The organism is Pseudomonas sp. WC2401, from assembly GCF_041200115.1.
Taxonomy (GTDB): domain Bacteria; phylum Pseudomonadota; class Gammaproteobacteria; order Pseudomonadales; family Pseudomonadaceae; genus Aquipseudomonas; species Aquipseudomonas fragi.
In genome coordinates this window covers 2,592,582-2,612,576 of record NZ_CP165623.1, presented here as the reverse complement: position 1 = coordinate 2,612,576, position 19,995 = coordinate 2,592,582, and the positions used below count along the sequence as shown (strand labels likewise).

The window sequence follows — 19,995 nt, the reverse complement described above, 5'->3', positions numbered from 1 at the left end:
GGCAGGTATTTCTGTATACCCGTGCGCAAAACAACCAAAAAACCCTACACGCAATGAGCCAAATCTTGACCTGCTGCTAGCGTTCACGGCTAGCGCCCAAGGAACAGGATCGCCATGCCCATCACTCGCCTTGCCTCAGGTCTGTTGTTCAGCCTCGCCCTGTGCCCCATTGCCGATGCATGGGCGGACAATGCCGAGACCGCCAACAAAAGCAACAACCCGCTCAACCTGGCCCCCGGCATCAACCTGCAGGACTACTACACACCGCAGGTCTACGACAGCAATATCCACACCAACGACGCCCTGTTGCGCGGCGCCCTGCCCGTGGCGCCCAATGACTTTATCGGCGTGCCGCAACTGCTGCGCGTCACGCTGCCGGTCAGCACCCGCCCCGACCCGCACAGCGGCTACAGCACCGGCATGGGCGACCTCAACCTGTTCGATATATTCCTGCTCAAGACCGAAGGCGTGCAATTGGGCATCGGCCCGCAAATCACCGCGCCCACCGCCGAGCATGACGAACTGGGCACCGGCAAGTGGCAAGCCGGCCTCGCGGCCATTGCCATCGACGCTTCGCCACGGGGCCTGCTGGGCGCACTGGTGCAGTATCAGAGCTCGTTTGCCGGGGACAGCGACCGCCAGCATGTCGAAAGCGCCACCTTCCAGCCATTTATCATCCACAACCTGCCCAAGGGCTGGTACCTGCGTTCTACCGGCACCTGGACTTACGACCTGAAAAACAACACCCACTACATCCCCGTCGGCCTGGGTGTGGGCAAGGCCTGGAAAGCCGGCAGCAACATCCTCAATGCCTTCGTTGAGCCGCAATGGACCGTGGAACGCAAGGGCGACGACCTGCCCCAGTTCACCCTGTTCGCCGGGATCAACGTCACCTTCGGGAAATAGGGAACCGCCATGCACATCAAGCCCCCCTGCAGCCTGCTCGCTGTCTGCCTGTCCATCGCGGCAGGCAACGCCGCGGCCATCAACTTCAGCGCCACCCCCGCCGAGGCCACGACCATCGCCAGGGAAGCCTACCTGTATGGCTTCCCGGTGGTGGAGATGTACAAAACCCTCTACACCCAGGCCGTGGATACACAGGGCAATAATTTCAAGGCGCCGTTCAACCAAATCGGCAACACCGCGATGGTGTTCACCCCCAGGGATACGGCGTTCGTGACCCCCAACTCGGACACGCCCTACTCGTTCCTGTGGATGGACCTGCGCACAGAACCGCTGGTGCTGACCCTGCCTGCCATTGAGGACGGCCGCTACTACTCCACCCAACTGATCGACCTGTACACGCAAAACTTCGCCTACCTGGGCACCCGTACAACAGGTAATAAAGGCGGCAATTTCATGATCAGCGGGCCCGGCTGGAGCGGGGAAAAACCCGCCGGTATCGATGCCGTGATCCCCAGTGAGAGCGCCATTGCCTACGGCTTGTATCGAACGCAACTGTTCGATGATAAAGACCTGGCCAAGGTCAAGCAGATACAACGCGGTTACAAGGTCCAGCCCCTGAGCCAGTTTCTCGGCAAATCCGAGCCCGCAGCAGCCCCAGCCGTGGACTGGCCTGCGCCCGTTGCCGACATGAGTGACAGCCCCGAACTGTTCAAGTACCTCAACTTCATGCTCGCATTTGCCCAGCCTCAACCCAGCGAAACGGCGTTGCGCGAGCGCTTCAAGAAAATCGGCATTGAACCGGGCCAGCCCTACAACCTGACCGAGCTGACAGCTGAACAGCGCAAGGCACTGGAGGACGGAATTGCGGCAGGCAAGGCCGAATTCGCGCAGTTTAAAAAAGACAAGGTCGACACCCATGAAATCAGCAGCGGCGACCTGTTCGGTTCCCGCGAACACCTGCACAACAACTACCTGTATCGCTACGCGGGCGCCAACATGGGGATATTCGGCAACTCGGCCGCGGAGGCCAATTACATCGGCTACTTCGTCGACAACCAGCAGCACCCCGTCGACGCCTCAAAACACAGCTACACCCTGCATTTCAACAAGGATGCGCTGCCGCCCGCCAATGCGTTCTGGTCGCTGACGATGTATGACGGCAAAAACAAATTGCTGGTCGACAACCCGATCAACCGCTACCTGATCAACTCACGCATGTTGCCGGACCTTAAGCGCAATACCGATGGCAGCTTGACGCTGTATGTGCAGCACAAGGCGCCCGCCAGCGAGCGGCAAAACAACTGGCTGCCAGCACCTGACGGGCCGTTTTATGGTGTATTGCGCATTTACATGCCCAAGCCCGAGGTTGCCAGCGGAGAATGGAAAATGCCCTTGCTGACGCCGGTGGTTAGCCAAACACCTCCGTAGCAGCTGCCGAAGGCTGCGTCCGCGTAGTGCAGCCTTGGTAATGCCAGAGTGCACGGTATGGTCGTAGAACCTTGGATTCAGGTTCTACGACGGCTACGCCGCCGAACGCAGCCTCGCTCCGCTCGTCAGCTGCTACGCAATATCCGGGGTCTGGCGGCTACACCGGGTACCCTTACTTGTTGAGCTTCAAATAAGACTGGTGCAAGTCCGAGGCCCAGGTATCAATCACGTTTTTCACGTCATCGGCCTTCATTGCCTGGCTGGCATTGGCCAGCGGCTTGCCGGTGCCCTTGCGCACTACCTGGGCCACTACATCCTGGCTTTTCCCGTCGATAAACACCGCCTCGGTGGCCAGTTGGGTTTCCTGGTCGCGAATCCCCGACGCCGTGCTCACTGCCGCCGCTACCAGTGCTACCGGAATGTATTCATACGGCGCCAGGCTTTCGGTTTCGCTGCTCACTGCGGTGATGGCCGCACGCACCACAATCACGCCCGGCCCCGGGGCACTGGCCAATGGCAATGATTTGCTCAGCTCGCGCTTGAGCGCCTGGTCGTAATATTGGGTGATGCCATTGAGGGTGCTTTGCGGGATTTTTTCGGTTGGCTTGGGCGCCGGGTACAGCTGGGTGGGTTCGATATACACGCTGGTGTACTGTTTTGGCTTCAGTTTGGGATCGACCCAGCGCATCACCTCAGCACCAGAAGGCGACTTGGCCTCTTTGAGGCGGCTGTAATCCTTTAAAAAGCCGGAATATTCATCCGGCTGCTGGACCTTGCTCGCACAACCGACCATCCCGATTGATGCGATGCACAACGTACCGATCATTAAGCCAAGCTTCATTCTGTAGCTCCTGTAGGGGGCGCAGCCGTAGGAACGCGCCCCTATAGGTATAGCCAAGCATTGAATAATCACCGCAGAACCCGGTTTTATCCGACGATGATTGTGATCGAATGCTCAATACCTATCGGCATGAGCCTTACAGCTCAGTTATAGATGGTGATTATAAAACACTCGAAAACCAGATCAGATTGATCAAAATACGCCTGAACCTGCGCAAATTTGTGCGCCGTATTAATTCTTGTTTTCTGCATCTGTTTTGTTTTTGCCCCACTTCCTAAAGTTCACCCTGCGCCAGACCACGAGGCCTGGCAGGACTTTGAACCGTGGAAGACTTGAGCATGAGCACAGCACTGAACGGGCAGGCCTATAACTATAAGGTCGTCCGCCAATTCGCCATCATGACCGTGGTGTGGGGCGTAGTCGGCATGGCCATGGGCGTGTGGATCGCCTCGCAACTGGCCTGGCCGCAGATGAACCTCGACCTGCCCTGGACCACCTTCGGCCGCCTGCGACCGTTGCACACCAGCCTGGTGATTTTCGGCTTTGCCGGCAGCGCGCAATTTGCCGCCAGCTATTACGCCGTACAACGTACCTGCGGGGTACGGCTGTACTCGGACAAACTCGCGGCCTTTACCTTCTGGGGCTGGCAGTCGGTGATCGTGATCATGCTGGTCACCCTGCCCCTGGGCTACACCACCACCAAGGAATACGCCGAAATCGAGTTTACCGGCGCTGTCTGGCTGACCGTGGTGTGGGTGGCCTACGCCATCGTGTTTTTCACCACCGTGGTGCAACGCAAGACAAAGCATATCTATGTTGGCAACTGGTTTTTCGGCGCCTTTATCCTGGTGATCGCCATGCTCCATGTGGTCAACCACCTGGCGATCCCCGTGGACTGGTTCAAGTCATACCCGGTGTATGCCGGCGCCACCGATGCCATGGTGCAGTGGTGGTACGGGCATAACGCCGTCGGCTTCTTCCTGACTACAGGCTTTCTGGGGATGATGTACTACTTCGTGCCCAAACAAGTCGGCAAGCCGATTTACTCTTATCGCCTGTCCATCGTACATTTTTGGGCACTGATCACCCTGTATATCTGGGCCGGCCCCCACCACTTGCACTACACCGCGCTGCCGGACTGGGCCCAATCCTTGGGCATGGCCATGTCGATCATCCTGCTGGCCCCCAGCTGGGGCGGCATGATCAACGGCATGATGACCCTTTCGGGCGCCTGGCATAAATTGCGCACCGACCCGATCCTGCGGTTTCTGGTGCTGTCGCTGGCGTTCTACGGCATGTCGACCTTTGAAGGACCGATGATGGCGATCAAGACCGTTAACGCCCTCTCCCACTACACCGACTGGACCATCGGCCACGTTCACGCCGGGGCCCTGGGCTGGGTGGCGATGATCACCTTCGGCGCGCTGTATCACATGATCCCGAAAATCTTCGGCCGCGAGCAGATGTACAGCACCCCGCTGATCAACCTGCACTTCTGGCTGGCCACCATTGGCACCGTGCTTTATATCGCCTCGATGTGGGTCAACGGCATCACCCAGGGCCTGATGTGGCGCGCAATCAACGACGACGGCACGCTGACCTATTCATTTGTGGAGTCACTGCAGGCCAGCCATCCTGGCTTCGTCGTGCGCCTGGTGGGCGGTGTGTTTTTCCTCTGCGGCATGCTGCTTATGGCCTACAACGTCTGGCGCACGGTGCGCGTAGGCAACCTCAAACAGGCCGAACTGACTGCCCGGATCGCCTGAGCCCCCTGCAACGCAGGCCAAGGGCCTGCGTTGCCTTTGCGCAAGGAGCCTTGCCCATGCTCGACCTCGCCCTCAACAGCGCCGCCGTGATCAGCCTGTACTTCGCGGTGGGCTGGTGCCTGAAGCACAAAACCGCAAAGGATATCGACGAAGCCAGCCTGATGCCCTTTGCCGACGACCCGGAAGTGGCGCGCCGGGTCGAACTGGCCACTGGCAAAACCGTCAATGCCGTGCAGACTGCCGAGCCAGAGCCGCCCAAGCCGGGTTGGGGCAAGCTGGAACTGTAAAATCGGGAGAATGGCACTGCGACAGATTAAATCCGCACCATTAGTTGCACTGGGAACGCATTCAGCGGCATTCTGCCACTCTGGGTTCAACGAACTATTGATCGATAACGCACTCAATCTGTACTGCCATTAATACCTTTCCGACAGAGACGCTCATGACTTCCAAGCTGGAACAACTCAAGCAGTTCACCACCGTGGTCGCAGACACCGGCGACCTCGACGCGATTACCCGCCTCAAACCCGTGGATGCAACCACCAACCCGTCGCTGCTGCTCAAGGCTGCCGCGATGCCCGGCTACGCAGAACTGCTGCAAAACGCCATTAGCCACGCCAAGGGCGATGTAGGCCAGGCCTGCGACCACTTCGCGGTCTCCGTGGGTAGCGGTATCTTGAACGTGATTCCGGGGCGCATTTCCACTGAAGTCGACGCCCGCCTGTCGTTCGACGAACCGGCCCTGCTGCAAAAAGCCCACCAGTTGATCGAGCTTTACGACAAGGCCGGCGTAGGCCGCGACCGCGTGCTGATCAAGCTGGCATCGACCTGGGAAGGCATTCGCGCGGCCGAGAAGCTGGAAAAGGACGGCATACAAACCAACCTGACCCTGTTGTTCTCGTTTGCCCAGGCGGCTGCCTGTGCCGATGCCGGGGTGTTCCTGATCTCGCCGTTCGTGGGCCGGATCTACGACTGGTACAAGAAGTCCACCGGTATTGACTACACAGGCTCCGATGATCCGGGCGTGCAGTCCGTAACCCGCATCTACAACTACTACAAAGCCAATGGCTACAACACCGTGGTGATGGGTGCGAGCTTCCGCAACCTTAACCAGATCGAACAACTGGCCGGTTGCGACCGCCTGACCATCAGCCCCGACCTGCTGGAAAAACTGGCACTGGACGACGGCAAGCTGGAGCGCAAACTGGCCCCTGGCCACAAAGGCGAGCCACGCCTGAGCCTCAACGAAGCGCAATTCCGCTGGGCCTCCAACGAAGATGCAATGGCCACCGAGAAACTGGCCGAAGGCATTCGCCAGTTCGCCCGTGACCAGGAAAAACTGGAAGCACTATTGTCGGCTAAATAACTTCATCCTGTGGGAGCGGGCTTGCTCGCGATGCAGGCGGCGCGGTGTTTCAGTTGAACCGCGTCGATGCCATCGCGAGCAAGCCCGCTCCCACAAAGTAAACATGTGCTCACAGATCCCGCCCCCAAACAGGTCGACCGTATCAGCGGTCACAGCGGCCAAGCAACTGTGCGCAATAGCGCTGCACGCCCTCCTCCAGCCCCAGCATCGGCTCGCGATAACCCGCCTCACGCAACTGGCCGAGATCAGCGCAGGTGTACACCTGGTACTTGTGCTTGAGCCCCTCGGGGAACTCGCAATACCGCAACACACCGTCCAACAAGGCCGTTTCCAGTGTCAGGGGTGGTCGATCCTCGGCACAGCGCACGCTGTTGATGGTCGCCAGCGCCAGATCATTGAATGACCGCGCCTGCCCCGTGCCCAGGTTGAAAATGCCGCTGGTCTGCGGGTGGTCCAGCCAGTGCAGATTGACCTTGACCACATCCTCCACCGAAACAAAATCGCGCTCATGCCCGCCCGCCGGGTAACCCCCGTACTCACCAAACAGCTCGACATGGCCACGCTCCCGGTACTGGTTGAAACAGTGCCAGACCATCGACGCCATACGCCCTTTATGCTGCTCGCGCGGGCCATACACATTGAAGTAGCGCAAGCCGACGATCTGGCTGCGCGCCCTGGGCAGCAACCGACGGACCCGCTGGTCGAAGAGGAATTTTGAATACGCATACACGTTCAACGGCCGCTCGCATTCGCGGGCTTCGCGAAAGTCCCGTCCGGCCCCATACACCGCCGCCGAAGAGGCATACAGCAAGGGTACGGTCTGCTGCACACAGGCTTGAAGCAGATCGCAGCTGTAGCGGTAGTTGTTGTCCATCATCAGCCGCCCATCGCTTTCGACCGTGCTGGAACACGCCCCCTGATGGAACACGGCGCGTACATCGCCCAGTTGATGGGTAGCAAAACGCTGTACGAATTCGCGCTTGTCGAAGTAATCGGCGATATCGCAGTCCGCCAGGTTACGGCACTTGTCGCCGTCAGTCAGGTCGTCGACGGCGATGATGTCGCGCTCGCCGCGCCGGTTAAGCGCCTTCACCAGATTGCTGCCGATAAACCCGGCAGCCCCGGTCACGATGATGCTCATCTGTGGCAACCTCCTGGAACATGGATGGAGCTCAGGCTATGCCTGTGCAAGTCAGGCGCATTGATGCAGGTCAAGGCTCCTTGCGGGTGACAAATGCCGATGTGACATACGGCACGCTGACGGTGGCACCGTGATTCAACACACTGTGCGAGGCGACAAAAGCCGTCAGTTGCTGTTCCAGCCGATCACGCTCGGCCGGTGCCAGCGCCGAGATAAAACTGGTCGAACGCACCCGATTGAAGATCACGTCCTCTACCGGTCCGTCGTGGGAATGGCTCAACTGCTGCTCGCGCAAAGGGCCAAAGCCCGGATGAGGAAATGCCTTACGCCATGCACCGGTATAAAAGCGCGGCGCATCGCCTTCCCACTGATTGACCAGCGCATCCAGTTGCGCCACCCACGGCACACTGGCATCGCGCAGGTTCCAGATCAGCCCCAGTTGCCCACCTGGCTTGAGCACGCGATACATCTCGGTCAACGCGGCAGAAGTGGCAAACCAGTGAAAAGCTTGCGCGCACACCACCACATCGACACTGGCATCGGCCAGGGGTATGGCCTGGGCGGTGCCTTGATGGGTTTCGACTTCGGGGTAGCTGCCCGAGAGCTTGTCGAGCATGGCCTGCACCGGCTCGACCACAATCACCCGCGCGCCAGTCTGTAACAGGCGCGTGGTGAACTTGCCGGTGCCGGCCCCGACTTCGAGCACGGTTTGCCCGGGGCCCAGGCCAAGGGTTTCGCACAGCCATGCGGTCACACCCGCCGGGTAATCCGGGCGCCCGCGCACATAGGTGTCGGCGCCCTGCTTGTAACCGTCTGCTGCTGCCTGATGAATAGTGGAATTGCTCATTGCCGGCCTCCGGTTTCGTGGTTTTTAACCATAGCCGACGCAGGGCAGACCCGAGATGAAAACCTCGTCAGAAACGGTACTTTATGCCCAGCATCAGGTTGCGCGGGTCACCGTAGTAATAAGTCGAGTAGAGGCCGTAACCGCTGAGGTACTCACGATCGAAGACGTTGTTCAGATTGACCGACGCACTGAGGTTTTTACTGATGTCATAGCGGGCCATCAGGCCTACCACGGCAAAGCTGCCCTCCTTGGCCTCGGTCTTGATCGAGGAATCCAGCTCGCTGTAGGTCGAGCCCTGCCAGGTCAGGTTGCCGCCCACGTTGAGGTCTTTGAGGTCGCCGGTCAATTGATAGCTGGTGGCCAGTTTGAACAATTGCTCCGGGTGGTTGCTGTTGATCCGCTTGCCGTCCTTGTCCCGTGGCTGGGCGTAGGTGTAGCCCGCCAGCAATTGCCAGCCGGTCATGATTTCACCGGATATTTCGGCCTCCAAACCCTTGGTTTTGGTTCCGCTGATTGCCTTGTAGGCATCCTGGCCGTCATCGCGTACACCATCGTATTCGGCGTAGTTGTCCTGCTTGATCATGAACAGGGCGAAACTGGTGTTCAGCGCACCGCCGAAATACTCGGACTTCAGACCGGCCTCATAACTTTGGCCGGTCATCGGCGGCAGAACCTTGTCGTCGCGGTCGAAGTAGCTTTGCGGGGTGAAGATATCCGTATAGCTGGCATAGACCGAGTGGTTTTCGCTCAAGTCGTAGACGATCCCGGCATAAGGAATCATCTTCCCGGTTTTTTTGCTGTTATCCGTGGTTGGCACAGTTTGCGCCGCGTTATAGGTCATTGTGCCCTTGCGATCGTAGTCCACCACCCTGGTTCCAAGGATGATCGACAGATCGTCTACAGGTTTAAGGCGCAATGCTGCGTAGGCTGCCGACTCTTTGGTCGTGTACTTTTGCTTCAAGCCCTGGCTCAAATCTGTAGGGCGCGGCGCGTCGTTGTTCCAGTTCTGGTAATTGACAGTCAGGTCATCGGCATTCATCGCCAGATAGTCCGTGCGCCGGTCACTGACGTTCATCCCCACCACCAGATCATGGGTACGCCCCAACAGCTCAAACGGCCCGGTCGCATAGGCGTCCAGGGTATCGGTATTGATCTTGAAGGTTTTGGTCCCGCTCATAAACTGCGCTTCGCCGGTGGCCTTGTCCGGAAAAGGCCCCCAGCCCACCAGGTTACCCTGCAACTGCTCGGTGTTGCCCTTCCAGTGGCTGGCCTCGACCTTGAGCAGCCAGTCGTTGGCAAACCGTTGTTCAACACCGGCGAAGTACTTGGTGCTTTCACTGTCGGCATAGGCCCACTTGGCCGCGGGATTCATCGAGCGCTTGAAGTGGGTGCGGCTGCCGTCGCTGTAATACAGCGGCAACTGGCCAAAACTTGAGCCGTTGGAATTGATCCGCTGATAGTCGATACCGGCGTAAAGAGTGGTGTCGTCGGTCAAATCCGCTTCGCCGATACCGTAGAACACGTCCTTGGTCGAGGAATAGCGATCGATAAAGGAGCGGCCATCTTCGTGGGCGGCCACCACACGCCCGCGCAGTGCAGCGTTTTCCGTCAGCGGCCCGGACACGTCCAGCTCGCTGCGATAGCGGTCCCATGAGCCGCCGCTGCCCGATATATATCCCTGAAATTCCTTGGTCGGGCGTTTGCGCACCAGATTCACCGCCCCCGACGGGCTACCCACACCGCTCATCAAACCGGTGGCACCGCGCACCACCTCTACGCGATCGTAAATGGCCATGTCGCGCATGCCCAGGCCGTTGGTATTGGTGGTGAAGTCCGAGGTCGGTACGCCGTCGTACTGGAAGTTATCGAGGGTGAAACCCCGTGAGTAAAAGTTGTAGCGCTCGCTGTCGTCATGCACCACGGTGATACCGGGTGTTTGCGACAAAACCTGGGCGATACTGCCCAAGCCCTGGTCAGTCATTTGCTGACGGGTAATGACCGTGACCGATTGCGGCGTTTCGCGCAGCGAAAGCGGCAATTTGGTTGCTGTACTGGTTTCACCCGTGGTGTAGGAGTGACTGCCCTCAGTGGTGCTGCCCAACGCCAGACCCGTGACGCTGGTAGCTTGCAGTTGCAACTGCCCCTGCGCATTGCCGGAGGTCAGCGAGTACAGGGTCCAGACTCCGCCGGCGCCTTCGGTGGCGGTCAAGCCGCTGCCCCTGAGCAGTTGCTGCAAGCCCTGAGCCACCTCAAAACTGCCCTTGAGAGCTGACGCCTGCTTGTCTTGCACCAGCGCCGGATCATAAGGCAGGGAGATATTGGCCTGCTGGGCGAAGCGGTTCAGTGCATCCTGCAGATTGCTGGCGGGTACATCGAAGCTGCGCTGGACGCTCAAGGGCGCAGCGCTGACCTGCGCCAATGGCTGCGCGACGGAGCCCAGCAAAACGATATGCAAGGCAATGGCCAGGCGGCTGCGGGGAGGCAATGAAGGGATGGGAAAAACACGGGACATTGGCGCGGGGCTCCTGCAATGGATAAGTCTTATGCCTATCTGTCGAAGGCCAGCCGAAAACCCGCAAAGAAATTTGATAATTATTCGTATTTGTAACTCTGCGCAAAACCTCGTAGCAGCTGCCGTAGGAACGAGGCTGCGTTCGGCGTGATGCGGCACCCCGACGTAGTCGTCGCAAAATCAGATTCTGCGGTGTATCAGTTAAACCCGACTATGAGGTTTTACGACGGCTTCGCCGCCGAACGCAGCCTCGTTCCTTCGGCAGCTGCTACGGTTTAAGCTTGCACAATCCGTGTCCAGAACCGTGTCCGGCGCTCAACACGTACCGCCAGTGACTGGCTCAACCCGTCCAGCGCGTGGTCAATGCGGTCGAGTTGAAACACCCCGGAAACCCGTAATTGAGCGACCGCCGGATCGCACTGCAACCAGCCGTGGCGATAGCGCGCCAGCTCTTGCACGAGATCCTGCAGGCGCATCTGCCTGGCCACCAGCACACCGCTGACCCAGCCATTAGCATTAAACACAGACGCCGGCTGCAACTGCGCCGAGCCCGGCTCGATCAGGTACTCGCTGCCCGCCTGTACCAGCACTGGCCGGGCATCGGGCAAGTGAATCGCTACTACGCCCTCCTCGACCATCAATCGAGTACGCCCCGACTCCTGACGGACATCGAATGCGGTACCAATGGCCTGCAATCGGGCCTCGCGGGTGTGTACCCAAAACGGCCGGCGCCCGCTGGCAGCGGCAGGGTCCAAACCCGTGCGGACAAAAATCTCGCCATCGCGCAATACGATCAGGCGCTGCTGCTCTGTGAACAGCACATCAGCAGCACTGTCGGTATTGAGCTGCAATCGCGTGCCATCGAGCAGGTTGAAGGAGCGTCGCTCCCCCACGCCTGTCGCATAGTCTGCGCCAAAGCTACGCCAGGGCTGCTGTTGCAGCAGCAGGCCCCCCGCTCCCGCGCCCAGCATGCCTAACCCCAGTACCTTGAGGGCCTGGCGCCGTGAACGCAGGCGGCCACTGCCAGCCAGGGTGTCCAGGGCCACTCGCCCGGGCAGCGCCGAAGCCTGGCGCAAGGTGCTCTCGGTCATTTGCAGGGCTTGCCAGGCAGCTTCATGGCTGGCATCGGCGGCGCGCCATTGCTCGCACGCCGCAAACACCTGCGGCGGTGCTGCACCGGACCGGGTTTTGACCAGCCAGTCAATCGCCTGGTCCAGCACATGGGGGGCAAATTCAGGCGGTGACGAACCCGCGCTCACAGGGCCTGACGCGCCAAAAAACAATGGCGGATGGCTGTGGCCATGTACTTTTCCACCGAGCTGACGCTAACGCCCAGGCGCTCGGCGATGGCCTGATAGCCAAGGCCTTCAAGGCGCGAGAGCAAAAAGGCAGTGCGCACATTGGGCTTCAGGCCATCGAGTAACGCATCAATTCGGGTCAGGGTTTCAAGCAGGATCAAGCGTTCTTCCGGGGCAGGCATCTGCTGCTCGGGCAGGTGCGCCAACGCTTGCAGGTAGGCCTGTTCGACCTTGTGCCGACGAAAGCGGTCTATCAACAGGCCCTTGGCAATGCTGCTGAGCCAGGCCCGCGGCTCGCGCAAGTGTGTCACTTGCTCAGGCTTGCCCAGCACATAAAGAAAGGTGTCCTGGGCCAGGTCGGCGGCATTGTCGGTATCGCGCAGGCGCCGGCGCAGCCAGTTGACCAGCCAGCCATGATGATCGCTGTAAAGGCCATGCACGTCTGCGTGCAGCAGCGGTGGGTTCGGCGGGGATGGCGACACGGGAACCCTCGGGACGTGCGGTCAGCACACTACGAATAAGAATGTGTCGCAATCATATTCGCAGTACTGGCCAGACTCAAGCCCTGGACGGCTTGCGCGGGTCAATCATTGCCCTGTCGCCGCCAGGACGGCGGCGACAGGGGGATGCATCAAGGGATCAGCGAATACACCAGCGAGGAGATCGCGATCAGGCCGATCACCGTCACGAACACGTTGGAGATCTGCCCCGAGTACTGGCGCATGGCCGGTACCCGACGGATCGCATACATCGGCATCAGGAACAGGATGGCGGCAATCACCGGCCCGCCCAGGGTTTCGATCATGACCAGGATGCTCGGGTTAAGCGTGGCCACGGCCCAGCACACCACCAGCATGAAGGCGGCCGTCATGCGGTCGAGGCTTTTCGTACCCGGGCGTTTGCCGGTTTTCAGTACCAGGCCTTTAAGGCCTTCGCTGGCGCCGATGTAGTGGCCCAGGAAGGACTTGGCAATGGCCACGAATGCAATCAATGGCGCGGCAAAGGCGATGGTCGGGTTGCTGAAGTGGTTGGCCAGGTAGGACAGGATCGACAGGTTCTGCGCCTTGGCCTCGGCCAGTTGCTCTGGCGACAGGGTCAGCACGCAACTGAACACGAAGAACAGCACCATCACCACCATCAGCAGGTGGGCGCGGGACAGGATCTGCGAGCTGCGCTCATCGGCGTTGGCACCGTAGCGGCGCTTTTGATCAACGGCGAAGGCCGAGATGATCGGCGAGTGGTTAAAGGAAAACACCATCACCGGAATCGCCAGCCACAGGGTATGCAGCAACACTGAAGGTGCAGGCAGCGTGGTCGCGGTACTGAGGATGCCGCCGTTCCAGTGCGGAATCAAAAACACCGCCAAAAACAGCAATGCCACGATAAACGGGTAGACCAGCATGCTCATGGCCTTGACGATTACCTGCTCGCCGCAACGCACCACAATCAGCAGGCCCAGGATCAGCACCAGCGACAGGATCGCCCGTGGTGGCGGGGTGATATGCATCTGGTTGAGCATAAAGCTGCCGACCGTGTTGGTCAGCGCTACGCTGTAGATCAGCAGGATCGGGAAGATGGCCAGGAAGTACAGCAGGGTAATCACTGCACCGGCGCGCAGGCCGAAATGTTCTTCAACCACGTCAGTGATATCTGAACCTTCGCGGCCGGAGAGTACGAAGCGGGTCAGGCCACGGTGGGCATAAAAGGTCATCGGGAACGCCAGCAGCGCCAGGATCAGTAGCGGCCAGAAGCCGCCGAGCCCTGCGTTGATTGGCAAAAACAAGGTACCTGCGCCAATCGCTGTGCCGAACAGGCCCAGCATCCAGGTGGTGTCATGACGGTTCCAGCGAGTGAGGGTCGCTGGTGTCTCGTCGAAGCGTTCGTCGACGCTGTTAGCCTGGTCATTCATCCGGTCGAATCTCCGCTAGCCGGTCGTTACCACGCAGCCGGGGCGGACAAGAAACATCTTGCTGACATCGCCCCGGCCATAAGAGGGGCGCGATTGTCCGGGATTAGACATAAGAAGCAAAGGTTTAGCTGAGCAATGGTTGAAATTGATGTCACGCTGCAAAGCAATACTTCGACACCTATTGATACACTATTGCAATCCATTTATCGCTCAAAAGGCCCGAGACCCATGCATTTTGCCCGACGTTTCCCTGTTTTTATCGGCTTGTGCCTGCTGGCTGCCGTGCCCGTGGCCAGCGCCGACGGTCTGATGATCACCTGGCCCGGTGGCTGGGAAGTTCAGGCCGTACCGCCCGCGCCTGACGACAGCAGCGTGCGCCAGCGAGCGGTGAAGAACGACGCCAGCGGCGACCCGCAAATGGTCATGGAACTGACCCAGTCGACCCTGGCCCCCGAGCACAAGGTCAATATGGACGCGGTGTTGCTGCAAATGCGCAAGACCCTGCAGCAAAACTTCGCCAAGGGTGGCTACCAGAGCGCCTGCAACAAGATCCATGACAGCACCCTGGGCGGCCTCAAGGCCCTGCAGACCACCTGCAAGATCACCCAGAACGGTAACCACGTCATCACCCAGACGTTAGTGGCTGCCACCCAGGGCAACAACGCCTACGCCCTGTCCTACGCCGGCCCCGCAGAGGGCTACAAGGCCAACGAAGCCGAGGTCAATGGCATTCGCGCCAGCTTGCGCCTGACCCCTTGAACGGGCTCCCGGCGCCCCAACCTGACAGCTTTGTCATCTTGTGATCATCTGCCTGACAGCCCCTGGCGCTCAGGCTGAGGCTTTTTCGTAAAGAGGTACACGATGAAAACACCATTGCGCCTGGCTGCTCTGTCGGCACTGTTATTGACCTCGCTGGCACAAGCAGCTGAGCAGCTGACCATTGACGTACACCGCGATGCCAATTGTGGCTGCTGCAAAGCCTGGATTTCCCACCTTGAAACCAATGGTTTCAAGGTCAATGACCATGTAGAGGATGATATGAGCAGCGTCAAGCAACGCCTTGGCGTGCAGCCACGGCTGGCTTCCTGCCATACCGGCGTGATCAACGGCAAATTCGTTGAAGGTCATGTACCTGCAGAGCAGGTGGTTGCCCTGACCCAGCGCAACGACCTCAAGGGCATCGCCGTACCCGGCATGCCAATGGGTTCGCCGGGCATGGAAATGGGTGATCGCAAAGACGCCTATCAGGTGATCGGCCTGGGCAACGACGGCAAGGACCAGGTGATCGCGGAGTACCCAGGCAACTGAAATACGCGAAGCGGGCGCACCAAATCGGTGCGCCCGCCCTGTTTTTTTGCAGAACCGAACACCCCACATCCCAGTGGCAGCTGACGAGCGGAGCGAGGCTGCGTTCGGTGTGATGCAGCACCCCGACGTAGCCGCCGCAAAATCAGCGCCTCGGTGTATCAGTTAAACCCGGCTCCCAGGGTTTACGGCCGCTACGCAGCCGGACGCAGCCTCGCTCCGCTCGTCAGTTGCTACGAAACTGAAGCACTGTTCGTGTTAGATATTTTTCCTACAAGGCAATTCTCATTGTCTTACAAAAATTCACTGCCTTTACCTAGCACCTTGACCCATCTCTCCTACACTCAACGCTGTCGCGTCTACGGCGTGTAATTGTCGTATTTGAATAATCAAATCTTATTTGCCCGTGGTAGGTCCACTCAAGACCCGGTTGCCGCAGTTGGTGCATTCCTTGCAATGCCCTAATCATCTTTTGAGCATGTTTGTCACGGATGACAGGGCCGATCAGCAATTGGAGGCGTACCCGCCAGTGGCCGTTGGCAGATCAATAAATACAACGGGAGAGATTCATGATCAGTGCTGCTGCGCCACATCAAGAACAACGTCTGACCCCGCAAGTTGTGAATGAGCTTATTTCACTGCCCGAGCTGGCCCCTGCAGGGAGGCCCGCGCTGGCGGTGATCAACGCCAATCCCAACAAAAAGAAGGTGCTGTTTGTCACCTCGGAACTGGCCGACCTGGTGAAAACCGGTGGCCTGGGCGATGTGTCGGCCGCACTGCCGCGGGCCATGCGTCACTTGCATGATGTGCGCGTGCTGATCCCCGGTTACCCGCAAGTGCTCAACAGCGACAACCCGATCCATATCATCGGCGAACTCGGCGGCCATGCTGCCCTGCCCGCTTGCAAGATCGGGCGCATGGACTTGAAAGACGGCCTGGTCATCTATGTGCTGATCTGCCCCGAACTGTATGAGCGCGAAGGCACACCCTACGGCGCCAACAATGGCCGCGACTGGCCCGACAACCATATTCGCTTCGCCCGCCTGGGCCTGGCCGCTGCCGATATGGCGGCCAACCTGGCGCAAATCCACTGGCAGCCCGATCTGGTCCACGCCCACGACTGGCCTGCCGGGCTAACCCCCGCCTACATGCACTGGCGCGGGCAACGCACGCCAACGCTGTTTACCATCCATAACCTGGCTTACCAGGGCGTATTCAGCCGCGCCTGCTGCCCGGAGCTGGGCATCCCTCACCACGCCCTGCAACAGGACGGCATGGAGTTCTACGGCAAATTGTCGTTTCTCAAGGCCGGGATGGCTTACTCCAGCCATATCACTACGGTCAGCGCCACCTACGCCACCGAAATCACCACCCCGGCCTTTGGCTGCGGGCTGGACGGCTTTTTGGCCAGCAAAACCCAGCAAGGCCTGCTCAGCGGCATCCCCAATGGCATCGATGAAAGCTGGGAAGCCACCACCGACCCGCACCTGGTGGCCCCGTTCGCCATCGGCGACTGGGACGCCCGCGCCATCAACACGGCCCATGTGCGCAACCTGTTCGGCCTCAAGCCGTCCAAGGGGCCGCTGTTTGCCGTGGTTTCGCGCCTTGTGTACCAGAAAGGGCTGGACCTGACCGAAGCCGTGGCGGCCTTTATCGTCGCGTCGGGCGGGCAGATTTGCATCATCGGCCGCGGCGAGCCCGAAGAAGAACAGGCCATGCGTGAACTGGCACTGCGTTTCCCGGGTCAGATCGGTGTACGCATCGGTTTCAATGAAACCGATGCGCGACGCATGTTCGCAGGCAGCGACTTTTTGCTGATGCCCTCGCGCTACGAACCCTGCGGGTTGAGCCAGATGTATGCACAACGCTTCGGCTCGCTGCCGGTGGCCCGCAACACCGGCGGCCTGGCCGACACCATCGAGAATGGCGTGACCGGGTTTCTGTTCGACGAGTCCACCGTGGCCAGCTACGAAGAAGCACTCAAGCGCGCCTTCAAGGTGTTCAGCTACCCCAAACTGCTCAATGCCATGCGCTGCCGCGCAATGGCCGCTCCATTCAACTGGTGCCAGGCCGTAGAACCCTATGCCGAGCTGTATGAACAACTGGTTGCCAAGTCATTGCTCCGCGCCGTAAAGCCATGAGCCATGCAACCTGCGGATCTGTCTGACGTTCGATCATTTATCGCCAGCAAGGGAACCGCCAATGAGTGAAGCGCAACTAGAAGTACTCGCCGGCCGAGCCGGGCTGGCCGTTGACTGGATTGATGCCAACGGCCAGCCACAACGCGTCACGCCCCAGGTACTGGAAGCCATTCTGGCGGGGCTGGGTTTGCCTGCCGACAGTGCCGAGGCCATCGAAACCAGCCTGCTCAACCTGCAGCTGGAACAACAGAACAAACGTCTGCCGCCCCTGCTGACGGCTGATGTCGGCAAGGCGCTGGACCTGTCACGCTATTTCCACCCCCATCGCCAGTGCGTCGTTCACCTGGAGAACGGTGAATCACTGCCAATCCAGCTGGATGCCGACGCCATGCTGCCGGGCATGATCCCCATCGGTTATCACCGGGTGCATCTGGACGATCAGCAATTCACCCTGGCCGTGGCCCCGGCCAGGTGCTTCAGCATTGCCGACGCCCTGCATCAATCGGCACCGCGGGCCTGGGGGCTGAGCGTGCAACTGTATTCGCTGCGCCGTCATGGCGATGGCGGCTTTGGCGACACCCGGGCCCTGGAAACCCTGCTGCAAGGGGTGGCAGAACGGGGGGCCGATGCTTTGGCCATCAGCCCTGTACACGCCATGTTTAGTAGCGCGCCCAAGCACTACAGCCCGTACTCACCCTCCAGCCGCCTGTTTCTCAACAGCCTGTATGCAGCACCGGCCAGTATCCTCGGCGAGGAGGCGCTGCACAGGGCCATCGAGGCCACAGGCTTGCAAGACGAATTGCAGCGCCTGGAACAGCTGCCGCTGATCGATTGGCCCGCGGCCGCCCGGGCCAGGCAGACCCTGCTGCGCCAGCTCTACCAGGACTTCATCCGCCAAGCGCACCCGCTTGACGCTGACTTCCAGCATTTTCGCCAACGGGGCGGCGAAGCCCTGGAAAATCACTGCCGCTTTGAAGCCCTGCAGGAACTCTGCGTGGCCGAGCAACACAGCCTCGACTGGCGCGACTGGCCCGAGCAATGGCGCAACCCGGACAGCCCGGCGCTACTGCAGTTTGCCGAGGAGCATCGCCAGACCATCGCCTATTACGCTTTTTGCCAATGGTTGATCGCCAGTTGCCTGGAGCGCGCCCAGGCCACGGCCCGCGCCAGTGGCATGGCCATCGGCCTGATTGCCGATCTGGCGGTGGGTGCCGATGGCGCTGGCAGCCAGGCCTGGTGCCGCCAGGACGAATTGCTCGCGCAACTGACCGTCGGTGCGCCACCCGATGCCCTCAACCGCGCAGGCCAGGGCTGGGGCATTTCTGCGTTCTCGCCTGAAGGCCTCAAACGCAGCGGTTTTCGCGCGTTTATTGAAATGCTGCGCGCCAACTTTGCCCACGCCGGTGGCCTGCGTATCGACCATGTGCTGGGCTTGCAGCGCTTGTGGGTGATCCCCCTGGGGGCATCGCCCGACCAGGGCGCGTACCTGTATTACCCCATCGATGACTTGCTGCGCCTGGTCTGCCTGGAGTCCGTGCGCCATCAGGCCATCGTCCTCGGTGAAGACCTCGGTACGGTGCCGGAAGGCCTGCGGGAAAAGCTCAGCGAACGGGCGATCCTGGGCATTCGCGTACTGCTGTTCGAGCAGGACTACGGTGCCCGCTTCAAACCCATTCTGGACTGGCCGGATGATGCCCTGGCCACCACCAGCACCCACGACCTGCCAACACTCACCGGCTGGCTGCGCGCGCGTGATATCGACTGGAACGAACGCCTCAACCTGATCGACCCGATTGCCGCGCAACGCTGGCGCGAGGAGCGCCAGCGAGAATGTGAAGGGCTGGATCGGGCCCTGCGCCTGGACCCGCAGAATTTTCAGGAAGAAGTCCAGGGCAACGCCCCGACACTGGACGCCAGCATCCGTTTTCTGGGGCACACCCGTGCGCCCCTGGTGCTGCTGCCGATCGAGGATGCCCTGGGGCTTGAGGAACAAGCCAATGTGCCTGGCACCGTCAGTGGCCACCCCAACTGGTGCCGAAGGCTGCCGGGCGATTGCAGCCTGTTGCTGGACGCCATCGATGCCACGCAACGCTTCGAGTTACTGGCTTGCGCCCGCCTGCAAGCCCACGAACGAGACCGCTAACTCACCCAAGAGCAAGGAGCTTTACCATGAGTAATGACGACAAACACATTCGTGAATTTGCCTATCAGATCTGGGAATCCGAGGGCCGTCCGCAGGGCCAGGAGGCCCGCCACTGGGAAATGGCTCACAAACTGGCCCAGGCGCAAGCCCTGGCCCCCTCCAAGGCGCCGGCAAAGGCCACCAAGGCCAAGGCCGCAGCAAAACCTGCTGGCGAGAAAAAACCCCGGGCACCGCGCAAGCCTGCCTCGTCTTGAGTAGCCGCCACCCCCTGTGGGAGCGGGCTTGCCCGCGATTGGATCAACCCGGCCAACCTGATGTGCCGAGGTGTCTTGATCGCAGGCAAGCCAGCTCCCACGGGCCATCTACGTCTTAAATTCCGGTTGTGCAGGAGC

The 19,995-nt window shown here is 60.1% G+C and carries 17 protein-coding genes; 10 read left to right on the top strand and 7 right to left on the bottom strand.

Annotated features, from left to right (window positions below; genetic code table 11):
- The first annotated feature begins 114 nt into the window (after positions 1 to 114).
- The gene (locus AB3G35_RS11905; protein WP_134050556.1) at positions 115 to 906 is read left to right on the top strand and encodes a hypothetical protein; all 792 of its coding nucleotides are present in this window, start codon (positions 115 to 117) and stop codon (positions 904 to 906) included.
- Between the two features lie 9 nt (positions 907 to 915).
- Positions 916 to 2,334, top strand: coding sequence for a DUF1254 domain-containing protein (locus AB3G35_RS11900; RefSeq protein ID WP_083369469.1), 1,419 nt, complete (start codon positions 916 to 918; stop codon positions 2,332 to 2,334).
- 172 nt (positions 2,335 to 2,506) lie between these two features.
- On the opposite strand, the gene AB3G35_RS11895 is transcribed toward AB3G35_RS11900, so the two are convergent.
- Complete coding sequence (locus AB3G35_RS11895; protein ID WP_016780454.1) at positions 2,507 to 3,175, bottom strand: DUF3313 domain-containing protein; 669 nt, start codon at positions 3,173 to 3,175, stop codon at positions 2,507 to 2,509.
- A 338-nt stretch (positions 3,176 to 3,513) separates the two neighbouring features.
- Between AB3G35_RS11895 and ccoN the strand changes: the two genes are divergently transcribed.
- The 3 genes from ccoN (at position 3,514) to tal (ending at position 6,307) form a co-directional block, all read left to right on the top strand.
- Positions 3,514 to 4,941 carry a cytochrome-c oxidase, cbb3-type subunit I gene (gene ccoN, locus AB3G35_RS11890; protein ID WP_020467784.1) on the top strand — a complete coding sequence of 476 codons (1,428 nt, stop codon included), beginning with the start codon at positions 3,514 to 3,516 and terminating at the stop codon, positions 4,939 to 4,941.
- 56 nt (positions 4,942 to 4,997) lie between these two features.
- Positions 4,998 to 5,228 carry a hypothetical protein gene (locus AB3G35_RS11885; RefSeq protein WP_016780452.1) on the top strand — a complete coding sequence of 77 codons (231 nt, stop codon included), beginning with the start codon at positions 4,998 to 5,000 and terminating at the stop codon, positions 5,226 to 5,228.
- Positions 5,229 to 5,383: 155 nt separating this feature from the next.
- On the top strand, positions 5,384 to 6,307 hold the full coding sequence (gene tal / locus AB3G35_RS11880) for a transaldolase (protein ID WP_088377077.1): 924 nt from the start codon (positions 5,384 to 5,386) through the stop codon (positions 6,305 to 6,307).
- Positions 6,308 to 6,449: 142 nt separating this feature from the next.
- On the opposite strand, the gene rfaD is transcribed toward tal, so the two are convergent.
- From rfaD to AB3G35_RS11850, 6 genes are all read right to left on the bottom strand, one after another.
- Positions 6,450 to 7,448 (bottom strand): ADP-glyceromanno-heptose 6-epimerase, encoded by a 999-nt coding sequence (gene rfaD, locus AB3G35_RS11875; RefSeq protein WP_369781496.1) that lies wholly within the window; start codon positions 7,446 to 7,448, stop codon positions 6,450 to 6,452.
- A gap of 70 nt (positions 7,449 to 7,518) precedes the next feature.
- On the bottom strand, positions 7,519 to 8,295 hold the full coding sequence (locus tag AB3G35_RS11870) for a class I SAM-dependent methyltransferase (protein WP_134050552.1): 777 nt from the start codon (positions 8,293 to 8,295) through the stop codon (positions 7,519 to 7,521).
- Positions 8,296 to 8,362: 67 nt separating this feature from the next.
- On the bottom strand, positions 8,363 to 10,807 hold the full coding sequence (locus AB3G35_RS11865) for a TonB-dependent siderophore receptor (protein WP_324708071.1): 2,445 nt from the start codon (positions 10,805 to 10,807) through the stop codon (positions 8,363 to 8,365).
- A gap of 275 nt (positions 10,808 to 11,082) precedes the next feature.
- The gene (locus AB3G35_RS11860; RefSeq protein WP_169845526.1) at positions 11,083 to 12,066 is read right to left on the bottom strand and encodes a FecR domain-containing protein; all 984 of its coding nucleotides are present in this window, start codon (positions 12,064 to 12,066) and stop codon (positions 11,083 to 11,085) included.
- Positions 12,063 to 12,587 carry a sigma-70 family RNA polymerase sigma factor gene (locus tag AB3G35_RS11855; RefSeq protein ID WP_016780447.1) on the bottom strand — a complete coding sequence of 175 codons (525 nt, stop codon included), beginning with the start codon at positions 12,585 to 12,587 and terminating at the stop codon, positions 12,063 to 12,065. Before AB3G35_RS11855 ends, AB3G35_RS11860 begins: the two co-directional genes overlap by 4 nt.
- Positions 12,588 to 12,736: 149 nt before the next feature.
- Complete coding sequence (locus AB3G35_RS11850) at positions 12,737 to 14,014, bottom strand: serine/threonine transporter (protein WP_016780446.1); 1,278 nt, start codon at positions 14,012 to 14,014, stop codon at positions 12,737 to 12,739.
- A gap of 228 nt (positions 14,015 to 14,242) precedes the next feature.
- Here AB3G35_RS11850 and AB3G35_RS11845 point away from each other — a divergent pair, with 228 nt between their 5' ends.
- The 5 genes from AB3G35_RS11845 (at position 14,243) to AB3G35_RS11825 (ending at position 19,857) form a co-directional block, all read left to right on the top strand.
- Entirely contained in the window at positions 14,243 to 14,773 is a 531-nt protein-coding gene (locus tag AB3G35_RS11845; protein ID WP_086796295.1) for a DUF4946 domain-containing protein, read from the top strand.
- 102 nt (positions 14,774 to 14,875) lie between these two features.
- On the top strand, positions 14,876 to 15,322 hold the full coding sequence (locus AB3G35_RS11840; protein WP_106116158.1) for a DUF411 domain-containing protein: 447 nt from the start codon (positions 14,876 to 14,878) through the stop codon (positions 15,320 to 15,322).
- Between the two features lie 566 nt (positions 15,323 to 15,888).
- Positions 15,889 to 17,460, top strand: coding sequence for a glycogen synthase GlgA (glgA, locus tag AB3G35_RS11835; RefSeq protein WP_016780443.1), 1,572 nt, complete (start codon positions 15,889 to 15,891; stop codon positions 17,458 to 17,460).
- A 61-nt stretch (positions 17,461 to 17,521) separates the two neighbouring features.
- The gene (malQ, locus tag AB3G35_RS11830) at positions 17,522 to 19,603 is read left to right on the top strand and encodes a 4-alpha-glucanotransferase (protein ID WP_369782707.1); all 2,082 of its coding nucleotides are present in this window, start codon (positions 17,522 to 17,524) and stop codon (positions 19,601 to 19,603) included.
- Between the two features lie 26 nt (positions 19,604 to 19,629).
- Complete coding sequence (locus tag AB3G35_RS11825) at positions 19,630 to 19,857, top strand: DUF2934 domain-containing protein (protein ID WP_016780441.1); 228 nt, start codon at positions 19,630 to 19,632, stop codon at positions 19,855 to 19,857.
- Positions 19,858 to 19,995 lie beyond the last annotated feature (138 nt).